Origin of the sequence: Xanthomonas sp. LMG 12459 (genome assembly GCF_009192905.1) — a bacterium.
Classification (GTDB): Bacteria; Pseudomonadota; Gammaproteobacteria; order Xanthomonadales; family Xanthomonadaceae; genus Xanthomonas_A; species Xanthomonas_A sontii.
In genome coordinates this window covers 27635-45823 of sequence record NZ_NSGT01000048.1, presented here as the reverse complement: position 1 = coordinate 45823, position 18189 = coordinate 27635, and the positions used below count along the sequence as shown (strand labels likewise).

Here is an 18189-nt window from a genome sequence, read left to right as displayed (position 1 = left end):
CCGGGGCAAGATTCGGTCTTTGCGACCCACGCGGCGCGGAGCAGCCAGCGAGAAGCTTGCGGGATCGGCACGTGCGGCGCGCGGGCCCGGCCGGAAAAAGCGAAGCCCGGCGCGGGGCCGGACTTCGGATGTTGCGTTGCAGGAGGCGATTGCGCCGGTTACGTGCGCGGCGCGGCCGCGGCTTCGCCCTTGCGGCCGGTGCGGTACAGCAGCCAGCCGACGAAGGCCAGCAGCGCCAGGCCGTACCACTGGTTGAGGTGGAATGCTTCCGGCAGCGCCAGCACGTCGGCGCGGCCCGAGGCCACGATCGGCACCGCGATCGCAATGCCCATCAACGCCTCACCGGTGATCAGGCCCGCGGCGAACAGCGTGCCTGGGCGGTGCACGCGATCGCGGCCCTCCTCGTCATCAGCGCGGATCTTGTGGAAGCGCTCGACCAGGTGGGTCAGCAGGCCGCCGAGGAAGATCGGCACCATCAGCTCCAGCGGCAGGTAAATGCCGATCGCCGCGGCCAGCACCGGCACGCGGAAGCGCTTGCCGGTCTTCTTCAGCCACTCGTCCAGCGCGATGATCGCCGCACCGACGCCGGCACCGATGCCGATCATGGTCCACGGCAACTCGCCGCCGAACAGGCCCTTGGCCACCGACGCCATCAGCGTGGCTTGCGGCGCCGCCAGCGCATTGGGATGCTGCGGCGTGGCTGCGCCGATGCCATAGGCCTGGGCCAGCAGATTCAGCACCGGCGCCATGATCAACGCGCAAGAGAACGCGCCGATCGCGAGCATCAGCTGCTGCTTCCACGGCGTGGCGCCGACCAGGTAGCCGGCCTTCAGATCCTGCAGGTTGTCGCCGCCCACCGCCGCGGCGCAGCACACCACTGCGCCGATCATGATCGCGGCGACCGCGCCGATCGGCGAATCGCGCCCGAGCAGCAGCACCAGCACCGCCGAGGCGAACAGGATGGTGGAGATGGTGATGCCGGAGACCGGGTTGTTCGACGAGCCGATCAGGCCGGCCAGGTAGCCGGACACCGAGACGAACAGGAAACCGGCGACGATCATGATGAGGGTCATCGGCACGCTGACGTGCCACTGGCCGACGATGGCCTGGTACAGGCCCAGCAGCGGCAGCGTGCACAGCAGCAGCGCGACCAGCATCCACTTCATCGGCAGGTCGCGATCGGTCTCGGCCACCGCGGCGCCGCCGGTGCTCTTGCGCGCCGCCGCGAAGCCGCTCTTGACGCCCGACAGCAGCGACTTGCGCAGCGAGAACAGCGTCCACACGCCGCCGATCAGCATCGCGCCCACGCCCAGATAGCGCACCTTGGCCGCCCAGATGCCGAACGCCGCTTCGGCCGCCGGCGCATTGACCAGGCTCTGCGCCAGCGCCGGGTCGGAGCCCATGAAGAACTGCTGGTACAGCGGGATGGCCAGATGCCAGGACAGGATCGAGCCGGACAGCACCACGATGCCGACGTTGAGCCCGACGATGTAGCCCACGCCCAGCAACGCCGGCGACAGATTGGTGCCGACGTAGCCGACCATCTTGCTGCTGCCGATGTACGCGGCCTGCGCCCAGGTATCCGGAATCACCTTCAGGCCGCTGGCCGCGCCGAGCTTGACCAGCCCGCCGATCGCCGCCGACAGGCCCAGGATCTTCAGCCCCGGCCCGGGATTCTCACCGGCCTTGAGCACTTCCGCGGCGGCCTTGCCCTCCGGGAACGGCAGCGGATCCTCGACGATCATCGAGCGCCGCAGCGGCACCGAGAACAGCACCCCGAGCAGGCCGCCCATGCCGGCGATGCCCAGCACCCACCAGTACTTGAAGTCCGGCCAGTAGCCCATGATCACCAGCGCCGGGATGGTGAAGATCACCCCCGCCGCGATCGAGGAACCGGCCGAGGCGCCGGTCTGCACGATGTTGTTCTCGAGGATGGAACCGCCGCCGAGCAGGCGCAGCACCCCCATCGACACCACCGCCGCCGGAATCGCGGTGGCGATGGTCAGGCCGGCGAACAGACCGAGGTAGGCATTGGCGGCGGACAGCACCACGGCCAGCACGATCGCCAGCACCACGGCACGGAACGTGAGCTGGCGCGGCGCGGCAGCGTTGTTCATGGTTACCCCTGAAACGACAAAAACGCTTTGCACGCTAGCGTCTGGGGCCGGGCAAGTCCAGCATCGCGGTGCCCAGCTTGTGGCACATGCCTGGGGGCGGGGATTGGGAATTTGGGATTTGCAGAGGCTGAGGCAGCTAATAGCCCCTCTCCCGTCGGGAGAGGGGTTGGGGTGAGGGTACGGCGGCACGCAGCGCGCCCCAGCCATGCAGGCGCTGCCCAACCCTCATCCGCCCCTTCGGGGCACCTTCTCCCAAGGGGAGAAGGAACAGCAGTAGCCCCTCTCCCATCGGGAGAGGGGTTGGGGTGAGGGTACGGCGGCACTCAGCAAACCCCAACCATGCAGGCGCTGCCCGACCCTCATCCGCCCCTTCGGGGCACCTTCCCCCCGAGAAGGGGGCCGTGGTCCCGACGGGAGAAGGAGCGGCGTTAGCCCCTCTCCCACCGGGAGAGGGGTTGGGGTGAGGGTACGCCCGCCGCCGAACCATCCATGCCGCGCGCCACCATTCGAGCAAGCGCCCGCCCGCCTATACTCCGCCGCTGCCTTCCTGCGCCGAGAGTCGCCGTGTCCGTGTCCTCCCTGCCGCTGCGCGACGCGCGCGACGATTTCCTCGGCCATCCCAAGGGCGTCTACGTCTGCTTCTTCACCGAGATGTGGGAGCGCTTCTCCTTCTATGGCATGAAGGCGCTGCTGTTGCTGTACCTCACCAAGTACCACCTGTTCGGCGACGACGCCGGGCTCGACCTGCTCGGCGCCTACGGCGGCCTGGTGTACTGCGTGCCGGTGCTCGGCGGACTGCTCGCCGACCGCTGGCTGGGCATGCGCAAGGCGGTGGTGTTCGGCGGCCTGCTGCTGGTGCTCGGCCACATCGGCATGGCCTTCGAGGGCCACGCCGCCACCCGGGTCAACGGCGAAGTGGTGCGCGACACCACGTCCCTGGGCGTGACCTACCTGTCGCTGGCACTGATCATCATGGGCGTGGGCTTCCTCAAGCCCAACATCTCCACCATCGTCGGCAAGCTGTATCCGGCCGACGACCCGCGCCGCGACGCCGGCTTCTCGCTGTTCTACGCTGGCATCAACCTCGGCGCGCTGTTCGCCTCGCTGGTCTGCGGCTTCCTGGGCGAGGCCTACGGCTGGCGCTACGGCTTCGGCGCGGCCGGCATCGGCATGCTGCTCGGCCTGGGCATGTTCCTGTGGGGCCAGAAATACCTGCACGGCCACGCCGAACCGGCGCAGCCGGCGCTGCTGCGCGAGCGCGTGCTTGGCGTGCCGCGCGAATGGGCGATCTACCTGTGCGCCGCGCTGGGCGTGCTGCCGGTGGCCGCGCTGATGTGGGCCGCGGCCAACGGCGCTTTCAGCCTGGGCGGGGAAATTTCCCTGGCCCTGCTGCTGATGCTGCTGGTGCTCGGCGCGGTGCTGCTGTGGTTCGCCTGGTTCACCGGCACCCAGTGCACGCCGGTGCAGCGCCAGCAGATGATCGCGCTGATGGTGCTGATCGCGATGGCGCTGGTGTACTTCACCCTGTACGAGCAGACCTACGGCTCGTGGGTCACCTTCACCGACCGGCTGATGACCAAGGACATCGTACCGTCGCTGGTGATCCGCGGCGGCACGCCCCTGCCCTGGTCGATCGCCTCGTTGCTGCTGGCGCCGCTGGGTTTCGTGCTGGCGGCCTCGCTGTCCGACCGCCGCCCCGGCTCGTCGGCGCCGCGGCGGCTGTTCGTCGCGGTCAGCGCGCTGATGCTGCTGTTCCTGATCCGCGACTGCCTGGTGCTGCCGCAAACCGCCGGCTCGCTGACCTATCTGGGCGCGCTGTTCCTGGTGTTGCTGGCGCCGCTGTTCGCCGCGCTGTGGGCGTGGTTGGCGCGGCGCGGACGCGAGCCGTCCAAGCCGGCCAAGTCGGCGATGGGACTGTTGTTGGCCGGCCTGTCCTTCGTGCCGCTGGCACTGGCCGCGCAACAGGTCGGCACGACCGGACAGATGGCGAGCGTGTGGTGGTTGGTGCTGGCCTACTTCGTGCTGGAGGCCGGCGAAATGTGCCTGTCGCCGGTCGGCCTGTCGGCGGTGACCCAACTCGCGGTGCCGCGCGTGGTCAGCCTGATGATGGGCACCTGGTTCCTGGCCACGGCGTTCTCCGAGGCGCTGGCGGCGCTGTTCGGCAAGCTCGCCGCGATCGAGGTGCCGGATGGCCAGACCCTCAACATCGCCGACGCCGCGGCCAAGTACGCGCACCTGTTCTGGCTGCTGCTGTGGATCGGCGTGGGCTGTGCGGTGCTGGCCTTCCTCGCCGCGCCGCTGCTGCGGCGGATGATGCACGGGGTGCGCTGAGCGGATTGCCATTGAGGTCGCATCATTGCGACCGCGATTTCGCCGCAACGGGCGTCAGGCCCAGCTGCCGACCAATCAAGGCAAGTGCGGTCCGGACCTGCCCCGGACCGCACTGACGTCGTGCACCTGCGATGCGTGCCGTGCAGGCACGCATCGCCAAGCGGACCACTACGGCTTCGCTGCTGCCGCCGGCGCCGCCTGCGCACCGCCCAGCGACTTGCTCAGGAAGGCCAGCAGCCGGGTGTAGAACTCGCGACGATGCGCCTCGGTGTAGAAGCCATGGCCCTCGGTCGGGACGTACAGCGTTTCCACCTGCACCCCTGCCTTCTTCAACGCCGCTTCCATCTTCTTGGAATGCTGGATGGGCGCACGCTCGTCCTCGCCACCCGCCGCCAAGAACACGGGCACCTTGATCTTGTCGGCCAGATTGACCGGCGAAATCGCGGCCAATCCATCGCCCGTCCCCATCCATTCGCGCAAGAAATTCTGGCTGGCATCGCGCAGCTGGGCATCGCCCCTGACATACATCATCGGCAGGTCGTAGACACCGACATAGCCGGCCGCGCAGCGATACAGCGTCGGCTCCTTGGCCACGCCCATCAACGACGCATAGGCGCCGTAGCTGGCGCCGTACATGCAGATGCGCTGCGGGTCCGCGATACCTTGGTCGATCGCCCAGCGGGTGGCATCGGTGACGTCGTCCTGCATCTTGCCGCCCCATTGGCCTGCGCCGGCCTGCTGGAAAGCGCGCCCGTAATTGCCGGAACCCCGATAATTGACCTGCAGCACCGCGTAACCGGCGCTGGCCAGGATCTGCGCATCCTCATCGAACATGCCGTTGTCGAAGATCCCGAACGGTCCGCCATGCGGCATCACCACCATCGGCACCTTGCCGGACTTGGCCGCCGCCGGCAGGGTCACGAACCCATGCAGTGGCAGGCCATCTCGCGCCTGCAACGCGACCGGCCGCACCTCGGCCAGCTTCGGCGGCTGCAGTGCCGCACGGCGTGCGAACACGAAATCGGCCTTCTTGGCGACGGTGTCGAACAGGTAGAACTCGCCCGGATTGCGACCGGACTGCACGTTGACCAGGTTGAGCCGGCCGTCGCGCGTGCTGGAGGTGACATAGACTGCCTGCCCCGGGAAGGCCGCTTCCAGCGAGCGCTGGGTCTTGGCTTCGGGCGAGGCGTCATCGAAAAACAGGCTCCGCGGCTTGTCGCCCAGCACTTCGATCCCGACCGGGACATGGGTGCCATGGCGATACATGATCCGATAGGGATCGGCCAGCACATCGCGTGCCACCACCTTGCGCTCGCCGCTGTCAGTATTCCACGACTCGATGACGTCACTCCCCTTCGCCTGCTGTACCTGCAGATACGCGACATGCCCGTCTTCGGAAAAACCGATCGGCGTCTCCACGTGATGGCTGACGTTTTCGTCATTGATCAGCTTCCAGTCGCTGCCCTGCGCATCGCGATAGAACAGCTTCTTGGCATTGTCGGCATCCGCGCCCAAGGCGAAGCGCACCTTGCCTTGCTCATCGCTGTAGAAATCGGCGCCGCGCACCTTGGGCGAACCGGTCAGCAACCGCCGGCGGCCGCTATAGACGTCCATGATTTCGGTGCGGCTGTAAGGATCCTGGCTGGTGCTGAACGGCTGCGCCTGGATGATGACGTTGCGGTCGTCGCCGGGCAGCGAACCAACGAAATACGCGGCAACCTTCTCCACCTTCTTGGTCTGGATCAGCGTCCCCGGCCCGTTGCCGGTCACGCGCTGGCCCACCAACAGCTCGGCCGCCCCGCCGTCGGCGTTGATCGCAAACAGTTCCCCGGTCCCCCAGGGCCGATCCCGCTGCCCGATCTTCTGGACCATGTTGAACAGCACGCGCGTGTCGTTGACCCACACGAAATCGGAGACGTGGGTGTTCTTCTCCATCGAGAAGCTGCCGACGATCTTGTTGTCGGAGCGGCGCATGATCGCCAGCGCGGTCCGATCCTCCAGCGGCACCGTCGCCGCGTAGTACTCGCCGGTCGGCGACAACTTCAGCGTTTCGACCTGCTCCTTGACCAGATACGGCGCCAGATCCACCTGCGCCCATGCATTCCCCGCTCCCAGCAGACACAACAACGCGACTGCGTGCAGTCCCCTCTTCATTCCCTGTTCCCCTGTTCCTGTTGGCGTGACGTATGCGTGAAGTCTAATCCAGGCGCTTGTCCGATGGCGTACCGGAAGCTGGGCGCCGACCTCAGGCGACGACGGGGCTGGAAACTGAAAAAGCGCGCTGCCCGGAGGCCGCACGCCCGTCACCAGCCGCGAAAACGGCGGCGCGCACCGGTCAGGCGCATCGCCGCCGCCCTGACGTCATCTACTGTCTCGGCGTGCCGGTCGACCCGCGCACCATCAAGCTGAAGTCCAGCGTCTGCTGCAGCGGCACGTCCACCCGTTCGATGATGGCAAGCAGCAGGTTGACCGCGCGGACACCGATCTCCCGCATCGGCTGCCTGATGGTCGTCAATGGCGGCGTGAGGTAACTGGACGAGGCCAGATCGTCGAAGCCGACGATGGACAGGTCGTCCGGCACGCGGATTCCCAGGTCCCGGCAGGCCGCCAGGGCGCCCAGTGCCATCTGATCGCTGAAGCAGAAGATCGCGGTCGGCGCGGGTGTACGACCCAATAGCGCCATCGCCGCCGCATGGCCGGATTCCACGGAGAAGTCGCCCGGCACGACGGTCAGGTTGCGCAAGCGACCGCGCGCCTTGGCGCAGGCGCGAACTCCTTCCAGTCGCTGCTGATGCAGGGGATTGTCGGGCGGACCGCCCACCACGGCGATCCGCACGTGCCCCAGTCCATACAGGTGTTCCATCACGGCGCGCGCGGCGGCCGCGTTGTCGATGTGGACGCTGGGAATCCCCAGCGCCGGGTCGAACTCGCAGCCGTTGACCACCGGCGCGGCGCCGCCCTGCTGCTTGACGATCTCACGCGCCGTCGGCGGCAAGCGGTGCCCCAGCACGATCAGGCCGTCCGCCTCGTTGCGTGGGAGCATCTGCGCGTAGCGCTCCTCGCGGTCGGGCTGGTGCTGGGTATCGCCCAGCAGCACGGCGTAGCCGACCGCCTGCGCGGCGTCTTCCGCGCCCTGCAGGATCTGGGCGAAGAAGGGATTGGCGATGTCCGGGACGGTGACCAGGAGCTTGCCGCTGCGCTGGGTCTTGAGCGTCCTGGCCACCGCGTTGGGGACATAGCCCAGCGCGGCGGCGGCCTGCTCGATGCGCGCGCGCGTGGCGGGCAGGACTTTTTCCGGCCGGGAGAGCGCCCGCGACACGGTGCCCGCGGTGACTCCGACGTGCTTTGCGATGTCGTAGATGGTTGTCGCCATGAACTGAACTCTTGTGTCTGCTGTGCAGTGCACAACGGGTCTTGCGGGAGGCCCATGCTAGGATGATTCAATCGATTGCATGAGGGCGAATCACGTTGAAGACGCTCAAGGGTCCAGCGCTGTTCCTGGCACAGTTCATCGCCGACACACCTCCCTTCAATCGCTTGGACACGCTGGCCGAATGGGCCGCGGGCCTGGGCTATTCTGGCCTACAAGTACCGACCAGCGCGCCCCACCTGTTCGATCTGGCCCAGGCCGCGCACAGCCAGGCGTACTGCGACGACCTCGCCGGCATGCTGGCCGGGCATGGCCTGCAGATCACCGAGCTGTCCACCCACCTGCAGGGACAGCTGGTCGCCGTCCACCCCGCCTACGACGGCCTGTTCGACGGCTTCGCACCGCCGGACAAGCGCGGCAACCCCGCCGCCCGCCAGGCCTGGGCGGTGGAGCAGTTGCAGTTGGCCGCCAAGGCCAGCCAGCGCCTGGGACTGACGGCGCATGCCACGTTTTCCGGCGCGCTGGCCTGGCCCTACTTCTATCCCTGGCCGCAACGCCCGCCCGGACTGGTGGAAGAAGCCTTCGCCGAGCTCGGCCGGCGCTGGCGTCCGATCCTGGATGCCTTCGACGCCTGCGGCGTGGACCTGTGCTTCGAGATCCACCCGGGCGAGGACCTACACGACGGCGCCACCTTCGAGCGCTTCCTCGACGTGGTCGACCAGCACCCCCGCGCCAAGATCCTGTACGACCCCAGTCACCTGCTGCTGCAGCAGATGGACTACCTGGGTTTCATCGATCGCTACCACGCGCGCATCGGCATCTTCCACGTCAAGGACGCGGAGTATCGCGCCAGCGCGCGCAGCGGCGTCTATGGCGGCTACCAGGACTGGATCGATCGTCCGGGGCGGTTCCGTTCGCTCGGGGATGGCCAGATCGATTTCAAGGCGATCTTCTCCAAGTTCGCGCAATACGATTTCCCGGGCTGGGCGGTGCTGGAGTGGGAGTGCTGCCTGAAGCATCCGGAAGATGGAGCACGCGAGGGGGCCGCGTTCATTCGCGACCACATCATCCGCGTGACCGAACGCGCCTTCGACGATTTCGCCGATAGCGGCGCCGATCCGGCATCGCTGCGCCGCATGCTGGGAACCTGAGTCATCACCGCCCTGGGAGGGGACGCCATGACGCACACCATGTCGCGCTTGGGCGCGATGATGTTTCTGCAGTTCTTCATCTGGGGCGCCTGGTTCGTGACCCTGGGAACCTACCTGGTGCAGGGGCCGCTGCACGCCAGTGCGAGCCAGGTGGCGACGGCGTTCCTCAGCCAGTCCATCGGCGCCATCGTCGCGCCGTTCCTGGTCGGCCTGATCGCCGATCGCTACTTCGCGGCGCAGCGCATCCTGGGAGTGCTGCATCTCGCCGGTGCGGTACTCATGTGGCTGGCATCCACGGCGACGAGCTTCGGCGTGTTCTTTGCCTGCGTGATGGGCTACATGCTGCTGTTCATGCCGACGCTGGCACTGGCCAACAGCGTGGCGATGCGGCACATGCAAGCGCCGGAAAAGCAGTTCCCGCCGGTGCGCGTGGCCGGCAGCGTCGGCTGGATCGTGGCCGGCGTGCTGATCGGCTGGCTGGGCTGGGAACAGGCGCATCGGCTCGAGCTGACCTTCCGGATGGCGGCGCTGGCCTCGCTGGCCCTGGGCCTGTACGCCTTCACCCTGCCGCACACGCCGCCGCTGGCGCGACAGCGCGATGCCGGGCTGGGACAGATCCTGGGGCTGGACGCGCTGCGACTGCTGAAGTCGCGCTCCTATCTGGTGTTCTTCCTGGCGTCCATCGCCATCTGCATCCCGCTGGCGTTCTACTACAACTTCACCAACCCCTATCTCAACGACCTGGGCGTGCGCGGCGCGGCCGGCCTGCAGTCGCTGGGCCAGGTGTCCGAAGTCCTGCTGATGCTGGCCATGCCGTTCCTGTTCGTGCGGCTGGGAGTCAAGACGATGCTGGCGGTGGGCATGGCGGCGTGGGTGGTGCGCTACGCGATGTTCGCCTTCGGCGATGCGGGCGGCGGCTTTTCCCTGCTGGTGATCGGCATCGTGCTGCATGGCATCTGCTACGACTTCTTCTTCGTCACCGGCCAGATCTACACCGATGCGCACGCCGGCCCGGCCGCTCGCAGCAGCGCGCAGGGCTTCATCACCCTGGCCACGTACGGCGTGGGCATGCTGATCGGCACCTTCCTGTCCGGCGCGGTGGTGGAGCACTACACCACCGCCACAGGTCCGGACTGGCAGCGGATCTGGCTGTTCCCGGCCGGCGTCGCGCTGCTCGTGCTGGTCGCCTTCCTGCTGCTGTTCCGCGACCGGCCCGCCGTCGCGGCCGCACGCTCCGCACCTTGAGGATCCCCCCGATGCCCAAGCTTGGAATCGCCATCGTCGGCACCGGCATGATCGGCGCCGTGCACCGTCGCGCGGCACTACTGGCGGGCGCCTCGGTCCGCGGCGTCGCCGCCTCGTCCCCGCAGCGCGCACGCGAGGTGGCGCAATCGTGGGATGTCCCGCATGCGTATCGCGATATCGAGGAGGTGGTCGCCGATCCGCAGGTGCAGATCGTGCACGTCTGCACGCCCAACCATCTGCACCGCGCCATGGCGCAGGCGGCGCTGGACGCCGGCAAGCACGTGATCTGCGAGAAGCCGCTGGCCACCACGCTGGAGGATGCGCGGGCGCTGGCGGCCCTGGCCCGCGCGACCGGGCTGGTCGCCACGGTGCCCTTCGTCTACCGCTACCACCCGGTGGTCCGCGAGGCGCGCGCCCGCATCGCCCAGGGCGAACTGGGGCCGCTGCGCCTGATCCACGGCAGCTATCTACAGGACTGGCTGCTGGATCCTGCCAGCAACAACTGGCGTGTGGACCCGGCGCTGGGCGGCGCGTCGCGCGTGTTCGCCGACATCGGCTCGCACTGGTGCGACCTGGTGGAATGGGTGAGCGGCGAGCGCTTCGCCGAGGTCAGCGCGGCGTTCGCGACGGTGATCGCCGAGCGCGGCACCAACACCGGGCAGAGCTTCACCACGCCGGCGGCGGGCGGCGCGATGCAGGCGGTCTCCAGCGAGGACGTGGCCATGGCGATGCTCCGAACCGGCGCGGGCACGCTGGCTTCGTTGACGGTCAGCCAGGTCTCGGCGGGGCGCCGCAATCGTCTCTGGTTCGAGATCGATGGCGCCCAGGCCAGCGTGGCGTTCGACCAGGAGGACGCCGAACGCCTGTGGATCGGCTGGCCGGACCAGCGCGAGGAAGTCTTCGTGCGCGGACCGGGTGCCGGCAGCGCCGAACAACGCCGGCTGGCGACGCTGCCGGCCGGGCACGCGCAGGGCTACGGCGATTGCTTCGAGGCGTTCGTCGCCGACACCTACCGCGCCATCGACGGCGAGCGGCCGGACGGCCTGCCCACCTTCGACGACGGGCTGCGCTCGGCGCTGATCGTCGATCGCGTCATCGCATCGGCCAGGACACGCGGCTGGACATCCATCGACTGACTCCCGGGAGGACTTCTTGATGAACACAGCGACACGCAGAACCGCGACCCTCGCACTGCTGCTCTTCGCGGCCCTGCCCGCCTTCGCACGCGACGCCGCCGGCCAGGAGGCGCCCATCGCGGTGCAGATGTACTCGCTGCGCAACGCCGGCACGCTCGACCAACAGTTGAAGATCGTCCGTGACGCCGGCGTGGGCGCGGTGGAAACGGTCGGCACGCAGAACATGAGCGCGGTGGAACTCAAGCAACTGCTGGACAAGTATTCGATCAAGGCGATCTCCTCGCACGTGCAGCTGGCCGACCTGCGCAAGGACCTGGACGGCGCGGTGGCCTTCAACCGCTCGATCGGCAACACAACGCTGGTGGTGCCTTACCTGGACCAGAAGGAGCGGCCCACCGATGCCGCAGGCTGGACCGCACTGGGCAAGGAGCTGGGCCAACTCGCGACGCGGGCACGCGCCAAGGGCATGCGCCTGGCCTATCACAACCACGATTTCGAGCTGGTCGATTTCGGTGGCAAGACCGGCCTGGAACTGCTGTTCGCCGCGGCCGGCCCCGATCTCAAGACCGAGCTGGACCTGGCGTGGGTCGCGCGCGCGGGCTACGACCCGGCGGCGATGCTGGGCAAGTTCAAGGGCCGCATGTTCGCGGTCCACGCCAAGGACAACGCACCGAAAGGCCAGGCCCAAGACGAAGGCGGCTTCGCCGCGGTCGGCAAGGGCGTGCTGAACTGGAACGCGATCCTGCCTGCCGCGGCGGCGAGCGGCGTGCAGTGGTACATCATCGAGCACGACCAGCCGCGCGACCCGGCCAGCGTCGTCCGGACCAGTGCGGAGTACCTGCGCGAACATCTGCCCGCCAGCACACAGCGCTAGCACGCAAAGGAGTTCCGCTTGAAAACGATCACGACGATGGCCGTGGTGCTGCTGGGGGCGACGCTTGCGCCCAAGGCCTGGTCCAAGGACGACCCGGCGGCCGGCGCGCAGCTCTATGCGAACCATTGCACGGCCTGCCATGGCGCGAATCGCGCAGGCGTCCCGCCCACCTTCCCCGCGCTGACCGACGTGGGCAAGCGCCTGCAGCCCGCGCAGATCAAGGAGAAGATCCGCAACGGCGGCGGGCTGATGCCGCCGTTTTCGCAGCTGTCGCAACAGGAGGTCGACGACCTCGCCAGCTTCCTGGCGCAGTAGGGCGCGCCCTCCATTCCCGAGTATGCCGCGTTGGGCGCGGCATACCCGGGATCGCCGACACGCCCCAGGCGATCGGCGCCGACTGCGCGCCGGCGCTACAGCTCGCGCACCCAGATGTTGCGGTAGCTGACCTTGGAATCGTGCTCCTGCAGGAAGATCGGCGCGCATCCATGCGGCGCATACGACGGCGCGCCGATGTATTCGGTCTTGCCCGCCAGCACGGTGTCGTTCTGCACCAGCACGCCGTTGTGCAGGACGGTGATGCGGGCGGGTGACGTGAGCCCGCCGCCCTGCGAGAAACGCGGCGCCTTCCAGATGATGTCGTACACCTGCCACTGGCCCGGCGCACGCGAGGCATTCACCAGCGGAATGGCCTGCTTGTAGATCGCACCGGCCTGGCCATTGGCATAGGTCGGATTGTCGTAGCTGTCGAGCACCTGCAACTCATACAGTTCCTGCAGGAAGATGCCGCTGTTCCCGCGCTGCTGGCCGTCGAATCCGCGCGTCGCAGTGGGCGTACGCCATTCCACGTGCAACTGGATGTCGCAGAAGCCTTGCTTGGTGCGGATGCCCTTGCTGCCCGGCACCACGGTCATTGCGCCGTCGGCGACGCTCCAGGGCACGCGTCCGCCCTGCTCCGACTCCCAGGCCGACAGATCCTTGCCGTCGAACAGCACGATCGCGTCGGAGGGCGCGCCGCCCGGGGGCGTGGCCACGGTCGCGGGCACGGGCTTCCACACTTCGGTCTTGGCAGGATCGCGTGCGGGGTCGCCGTCGGCCTGCGCGACCGCAGGCGCCACGGCCAGCAGGCAGGCCGCCATCAGCAGGGTTCTGGTCATCGTGTTTCCAGGAAAAGGAGGAAGGGCGAAGCGTGGCGCTCCATCAGCCGGTGGCCCAGGCGGGCGTGCCGGGAACGTAGGTGATGTCTTCATAGCGGCCCGGCACGGCGACGTAGCGCAGCACTTCGGTCGCGCCGACCTCGGAGGTGAAGAAGCCGAAGATGGTCAGCTGCTTGATCATGGTGAAGGGATGCGGCATCGCGTCCGCCGCGTCGGCGGTGCCGGTGTCGGTCACGTCGACGGCCTTTGCCCTGGCCTCCGCATCCAGGGCGCGCAGCAGTTCGGCGCGCGCCTGCGGGGTGAGCGACACGAATCGGCCGCCGGCACGTTTGTCGATCTCGGCCAGGCCGGCGCGGAACGTCGCCTGCTGCCGCGGGGTGTAGCAGTCGGTGACGAATTTCGCCATGAATGCACCGGCACCGGCGTCCTTCGCCCCCGGCGTCTTGGTCCGCGGCAGGATGGTCTCGGCGATCTCGTCCAGCGTGCCGATCTCGGCGGCGGAGAACAGCACCTTCGTCCCCGCGGCCGACGCCTGTGCCGGGGCGAGCGCGGGCAGGCCGACCATCGCCGCGCCCGTGGCGGCAAAGATCATCTTCAGCAGTTCGCGACGTTCCATCACAGGTTCCCCGCTTTCAGTTCGCGCACGGCATGATCGGCGGCACGTGCGGTCAGCGCCATGTAGGTCAGCGAAGGGTTCACGCAGCCGCTGGAGGTCATGCAGGCGCCATCGGTCACGTAGACGTTCGGTGCGTCCCACACCTGGTTGTACTGGTTCAGCACGGAGTTCTTGCGATCCCGGCCCATGCGCGCGGTGCCCATCTCATGGATGCCCTTGCCCGGCGCGTAGTCGCCATCGTGCATCTTCACGTCCTTGACGCCGGCCGCCTCCAGCATCTCGGCGGCATCGGCGGCCATGTCCTTGCGCATGGCCTTTTCGTTCTCGCGCATGGCGACGTCCATCGCCAGCACCGGCAGCCCCCATTTGTCCTTGCGCTGCGGGTCCAGGCGAATCGTGTTGTCGTGGTGCGGCAGCATTTCGCCGAATCCGGTCATGCCGATGCTCCAGTCGCCTGGCACGGTCAGCGCCTCCTTCAGGTCGGCGCCGATGTTCAGCTCGGCGATCTCGCGCGACCAGCCGGTGCGGCTCGCACCGCCCTGGTAGCCGAAGCCGCGCAGGTAACCGCGCTTGTCCATGGCGACATTGCGGAACCGGGGGATGTAGAAGCCGCAGGGACGGCGGCCGAAGTAGTACTTGTCCTCGTAGCCCTCGACCCGGCCGGAGGCACCGGCGCCGAAATGATGGTCCATCACGTTGTGCCCGAGCTCGCCGGATGACGACCCCAGGCCGCCGTCCCAGACGTCGGTGGCCGAGTTCATCAGCAGCCAGGTCGAATTGAACGAGGACGCATTGAGGAAGATGACATTGGCCGTGTACTGGTAGGTCTGTCCGCTCTCGGCATCGATGATCTCCACGCCGCGCGCACGCTTGCGGTCCTTGTCGTAGAGCACCTCCTTGACGATCGAGAACGGCCGCAGGGTCAGGTTGCCCGTCTTCATGGCCGCTGGCAGCGTGGCCGCCTGGGTCGAGAAATAGGCGCCGAAGGGACAGCCCAGGATGCACTTGTTGCGATACTGGCAGTTGACGCGGCCCTGCTCGACCTTGGGCTGGGTGATGTTGGCGGTACGCGAGTGGATCAGGTGCCGGGTGCCGCCAAAGGCCTTCTTGATCCGCGCGGCGACGTCCTTCTCGACGATGTTCAGCGGGATCGGCGGCAGGAACTCGCCGTCCGGCAACACGTCAAGTCCCTCGCGCGTGCCGGCGATGCCGGCGAACTTCTCCACGTGGTCGTACCACGGCGCGAGGTCGGCGTAACGGATCGGCCAATCGGTGGCGATGCCGTCCTTCAGGTTCGCCTCGAAATCCAGGTCCGACAGGCGATAGCTCTGCCGTCCCCACATCAGCGAGCGGCCGCCCACGTGATAGCCGCGGAACCAGTCGAATCGCTTGATCTCGGTGTAGGGCGATTCCTTTTCGTTGGCCCACATTCCCTGCAGGTTCTCGACCAGGGCGTAGTCGCGCATCAGCACCGGATAATCGGCCTTCATCGCCTGGGTCGGGCGGTTGCGATGCGGGAAATCCCACGCCTCCTTCATCGCGTTGACGTAGTCCTTGACGTGCTCGATGTTGCGTCCGCGTTCCAGCATCAGGACCTTGAGTCCCTTCTCGGTCAGCTCCTTCGCCGCCCAACCGCCACTGATGCCCGAGCCAACGACGATGGCGTCGTAATGATTGTCTGCCATGGGTTCTACTTCACCTCGGTGGATAGCGTTTCAGACATCGCAGAGGCGGATCGCCTCGCGCAGCGAGCCGACGGGATCCGGCGCGGTAGGAATGAACTCCTGCGCCAGATAGCCATCGAAACCGGTATCGCGGATCGCGCGACAGATGGCGGGATAGTGGAGCTCCTGAGCGTCCCCGATCTCGTGCCGGCCCGGGACGCCGGCGGTGTGGTAATGCTTGAAGCACGCGTGATGCTTGCCGATGGTGGCGATGATGTCGCCCTCCATGATCTGCATGTGGTAGATGTCGTACAGCAGGCCGAAATGGTCCGAGCCGATCCGCTGGCACAGCTCCACGCCCCAGGCGGAGTGGTCGCACAGATAGTCGTGATGATCGACCTTGGAGTTCAGCAGCTCCATCACCAGCACGACCCCGCGCTTCTCGGCATGCCCGAGGATGCGCTTGAGTCCGACTTCGGCGTGGGCCATGCCCTCCTGGGGATCCATGCCATTCCGGTTGCCGGAAAAACAGATGAGGTTGCGATAGCCGGCATCGGCCACCAGATCGATGTGCCGCGTGTAGCGCTCGACCAGCTCATCGTGGAACTGGCTGCCGGCGAAGCCCTTGTCCAGGCCGAGTTCCGCGCCATTGCACATCGCGCTGTACACGCCATGCGCCTTCAGCGTGGGCCAATCCGCCGGGCCCACCAGATCGATGGCGGCGAACCCCAGGCCCTTCACCACCTGGCAAAGCTGTGCGGTCGACAGCTGCGGAAACGTCCAGCGGGCGACAGACTGCTTCAGGTTGCCCTTGAGCGGCGTGGCGGCAGCGAGTGCCGGCAACATGTCCACTGCCCCAAGGCCAAGGCTCCCGGCGACCGCCATGCGCAGCGCCTCGCGCCGCGTGAACCCAAAGGCCGGCGCCGGTCCGATCGAATGGATAGACATCCACCTTCCGGCCTCCCAACCGGTTCAAACGCTGACGAATCGCCGCGATTCAATCGATTGAACCATAGAGCAGTGAATCGCGCTTTTGCAAGACGCACTGCACGAAAACACATGCTGCAGGGCACAACGCCTGTGGTGTCAGCCGTCATGACGGCGATGGAATTCCGGTGACGTACGGAGTTGTGCAGCGAGACGTAGAGCGACAAACAAACGGGTATTTGGTGAACCTGCTCGAGCAGGCGACGCATGGCGAGATACCGACGGACCTGTGGTTCCTCCCTGGGACTAAGGCGCTAAATCGCCTGCAAGGCGGCGGGGATGGGAGGTCGGACCTGGAGCTTCAGGACACCTCCGCCGCGTTGCCATGCGCATTCATGTGGTGAGGATCGTGGTGTCGCGGCGAGCGACGCCAATGTGCCTTTCGCAGAAGCGGCTTTAGCCGCGATGGCTTTCATCGGAAAGCCTGTCGCCGCTAAAGCAGCCCCTACGACACCTTCCCGTTGCAGCCGGGTCGGCCGGCGTTGAGCGATAGCATGGACTCGGCACGAAAGCCGCGCCAAGGCGTTGCCGAGGCGACCGGGCACGACGCGACGCTTGGCGACCGACCCAGTTTTGAAGGCAAGAACAGCGGGGTACTCGCCGCTTGCACGCACGCTCCGCCCCCAATCGCCAGCGGTGAAAAGCACGGTACGTGTGACCACTCCAGTCGACCGATACCGCCTGGCTTCATATCGCCTGCGTTGGAGGACCGGACAGACTCGCGCTAGAAAGGAAAACACCTCGCCAAAACAGAAAAAACCCCGGCAAGCACAATGGCTTGCCGGGGTCTGTTTGCATCGCAGGAACGACGAAAGATCAGAACGGGATATCGTCGTCCGCGAAGTCGTCCATCGGCGCGGACTGCTGCGGGGCCGGCTGCTGCCGGCGCGGCGCGTAATCCTGCCCGCCGCCACCGCCCATGCCGGAGCGTTCCTGGCGCGGCGGCGCCGAGCGCTGCGGACGGTCGCCGCCGCCCATGCCGCCGCCACCGCCCTCGCCGCGGCCGCCGAGCATCTGCATCTCGTCGGCGACGATGTCGGTGGAGTACTTCTCCACGCCGTCCTGGCCGGTGTACTTGTCGTAGCGGATCGAGCCTTCGACGTAGACCGAGCTGCCCTTGCGCAGGTACTCGCCGGCGATCTCACCGAGCTTTCCGAAAAACACCACGCGATGCCACTCGGTGCGTTCCTGCTGGTTGCCGTCGCGGTCCTTGCGCACGCTGGTGGTGGCCAGGCTGATGCGGGTGATGGCCATGCCGGCCTGGGTGTACTTGGTGTCGGGATCGTTGCCGAGGTTGCCGACGAGGATGACTTTGTTGATGCCGCGGGCCATGAGCTGCTTCCGTCTGGGGTCTCCGCGGCCAGGGGGCACGCAGAGCGGTAAAGAAGATTTCGGGGAGCAATCCTAACATCGCCGGGCCGGACCGGCCTGCGCCAGGCGCCCGCCGGCGCCCCGGAAAACGCCGCATTGGGCTGTCGGAATCCTGCCGGCACGCCTCCCGCCGGGCGCTGCAAACCCAGGCACGGCAAGCTCTCCGCCCCCTG

General features: G+C 67.3%; 14 protein-coding genes. 6 read left to right on the top strand and 8 right to left on the bottom strand.

What is annotated here, in order from left to right; all coding sequences use genetic code 11:
* Positions 1 to 158: 158 nt before the first annotated feature.
* Positions 159 to 2117 (bottom strand): oligopeptide transporter, OPT family, encoded by a 1959-nt coding sequence (locus CEK65_RS12025; RefSeq protein ID WP_150411195.1) that lies wholly within the window; start codon positions 2115 to 2117, stop codon positions 159 to 161.
* Between the two features lie 570 nt (positions 2118 to 2687).
* Here CEK65_RS12025 and CEK65_RS12020 point away from each other — a divergent pair.
* A complete protein-coding gene (locus CEK65_RS12020) occupies positions 2688 to 4448 on the top strand; it encodes an oligopeptide:H+ symporter (protein WP_193314775.1) in 1761 nt (586 codons plus the stop codon).
* A 168-nt stretch (positions 4449 to 4616) separates the two neighbouring features.
* Here the strand turns inward: CEK65_RS12020 and CEK65_RS12015 are convergent, their stop codons facing one another.
* Together CEK65_RS12015 and CEK65_RS12010 are read right to left on the bottom strand one after the other, a co-directional pair.
* A complete protein-coding gene (locus CEK65_RS12015; protein WP_226980562.1) occupies positions 4617 to 6383 on the bottom strand; it encodes a S9 family peptidase in 1767 nt (588 codons plus the stop codon).
* 430 nt (positions 6384 to 6813) lie between these two features.
* Entirely contained in the window at positions 6814 to 7821 is a 1008-nt protein-coding gene (locus CEK65_RS12010; protein ID WP_152181872.1) for a LacI family DNA-binding transcriptional regulator, read from the bottom strand.
* 95 nt (positions 7822 to 7916) lie between these two features.
* Between CEK65_RS12010 and CEK65_RS12005 the strand changes: the two genes are divergently transcribed.
* The 5 genes from CEK65_RS12005 to CEK65_RS11985 are packed head-to-tail and all read left to right on the top strand — an operon-like array spanning position 7917 to position 12539.
* Positions 7917 to 8969, top strand: a complete 1053-nt coding sequence (locus tag CEK65_RS12005) for a sugar phosphate isomerase/epimerase family protein (protein WP_152181871.1) — start codon at positions 7917 to 7919, stop codon at positions 8967 to 8969.
* A gap of 27 nt (positions 8970 to 8996) precedes the next feature.
* The gene (locus CEK65_RS12000) at positions 8997 to 10214 is read left to right on the top strand and encodes a nucleoside permease (RefSeq protein WP_152181870.1); all 1218 of its coding nucleotides are present in this window, start codon (positions 8997 to 8999) and stop codon (positions 10212 to 10214) included.
* Between the two features lie 11 nt (positions 10215 to 10225).
* Positions 10226 to 11350: a Gfo/Idh/MocA family oxidoreductase gene (locus CEK65_RS11995; protein WP_152181869.1), complete on the top strand. Its 1125-nt coding sequence runs from the start codon at positions 10226 to 10228 to the stop codon at positions 11348 to 11350.
* A 19-nt stretch (positions 11351 to 11369) separates the two neighbouring features.
* The gene (locus CEK65_RS11990) at positions 11370 to 12224 is read left to right on the top strand and encodes a sugar phosphate isomerase/epimerase (RefSeq protein WP_152181868.1); all 855 of its coding nucleotides are present in this window, start codon (positions 11370 to 11372) and stop codon (positions 12222 to 12224) included.
* Positions 12225 to 12260: 36 nt separating this feature from the next.
* On the top strand, positions 12261 to 12539 hold the full coding sequence (locus CEK65_RS11985; RefSeq protein ID WP_017913243.1) for a cytochrome c: 279 nt from the start codon (positions 12261 to 12263) through the stop codon (positions 12537 to 12539).
* A gap of 95 nt (positions 12540 to 12634) precedes the next feature.
* Here CEK65_RS11985 and CEK65_RS11980 read toward each other — a convergent pair whose 3' ends face one another.
* From CEK65_RS11980 to CEK65_RS11955, 5 genes are all read right to left on the bottom strand, one after another.
* Positions 12635 to 13378, bottom strand: coding sequence for a DUF1080 domain-containing protein (locus tag CEK65_RS11980; protein WP_193314772.1), 744 nt, complete (start codon positions 13376 to 13378; stop codon positions 12635 to 12637).
* Positions 13379 to 13421: 43 nt separating this feature from the next.
* On the bottom strand, positions 13422 to 13994 hold the full coding sequence (locus CEK65_RS11975; RefSeq protein WP_043095702.1) for a gluconate 2-dehydrogenase subunit 3 family protein: 573 nt from the start codon (positions 13992 to 13994) through the stop codon (positions 13422 to 13424).
* Complete coding sequence (locus tag CEK65_RS11970; RefSeq protein ID WP_043095703.1) at positions 13994 to 15679, bottom strand: GMC family oxidoreductase; 1686 nt, start codon at positions 15677 to 15679, stop codon at positions 13994 to 13996. Before CEK65_RS11970 ends, CEK65_RS11975 begins: the two co-directional genes overlap by 1 nt.
* A gap of 30 nt (positions 15680 to 15709) precedes the next feature.
* A complete protein-coding gene (locus CEK65_RS11965; protein WP_152181867.1) occupies positions 15710 to 16606 on the bottom strand; it encodes a TIM barrel protein in 897 nt (298 codons plus the stop codon).
* 855 nt (positions 16607 to 17461) lie between these two features.
* Positions 17462 to 17977, bottom strand: a complete 516-nt coding sequence (locus CEK65_RS11955; protein WP_152181866.1) for a single-stranded DNA-binding protein — start codon at positions 17975 to 17977, stop codon at positions 17462 to 17464.
* Positions 17978 to 18189: the final 212 nt, after the last annotated feature.

Excerpts from the sequence above, each read along its gene's own strand:
- CEK65_RS12025 (WP_150411195.1), bottom strand. The coding sequence starts at position 2,117 with ATGAACAACGCTGCCGCGCCGCGCCAGCTCACGTTCCGTGCCGTGGTG.
- CEK65_RS12015 (WP_226980562.1), bottom strand. The coding sequence starts at position 6,383 with ATGGAGAAGAACACCCACGTCTCCGATTTCGTGTGGGTCAACGACACG.
- CEK65_RS12010 (WP_152181872.1), bottom strand. The coding sequence starts at position 7,821 with ATGGCGACAACCATCTACGACATCGCAAAGCACGTCGGAGTCACCGCG.
- CEK65_RS12000 (WP_152181870.1), top strand. The coding sequence starts at position 8,997 with ATGACGCACACCATGTCGCGCTTGGGCGCGATGATGTTTCTGCAGTTC.
- CEK65_RS11995 (WP_152181869.1), top strand. The coding sequence starts at position 10,226 with ATGCCCAAGCTTGGAATCGCCATCGTCGGCACCGGCATGATCGGCGCC.
- CEK65_RS11990 (WP_152181868.1), top strand. The coding sequence starts at position 11,370 with ATGAACACAGCGACACGCAGAACCGCGACCCTCGCACTGCTGCTCTTC.
- CEK65_RS11985 (WP_017913243.1), top strand. The coding sequence starts at position 12,261 with ATGGCCGTGGTGCTGCTGGGGGCGACGCTTGCGCCCAAGGCCTGGTCC.
- CEK65_RS11980 (WP_193314772.1), bottom strand. The coding sequence starts at position 13,378 with ATGACCAGAACCCTGCTGATGGCGGCCTGCCTGCTGGCCGTGGCGCCT.
- CEK65_RS11975 (WP_043095702.1), bottom strand. The coding sequence starts at position 13,994 with ATGGAACGTCGCGAACTGCTGAAGATGATCTTTGCCGCCACGGGCGCG.
- CEK65_RS11970 (WP_043095703.1), bottom strand. The coding sequence starts at position 15,679 with ATGGCAGACAATCATTACGACGCCATCGTCGTTGGCTCGGGCATCAGT.
- CEK65_RS11965 (WP_152181867.1), bottom strand. The coding sequence starts at position 16,606 with ATGTCTATCCATTCGATCGGACCGGCGCCGGCCTTTGGGTTCACGCGG.
- CEK65_RS11955 (WP_152181866.1), bottom strand. The coding sequence starts at position 17,977 with ATGGCCCGCGGCATCAACAAAGTCATCCTCGTCGGCAACCTCGGCAAC.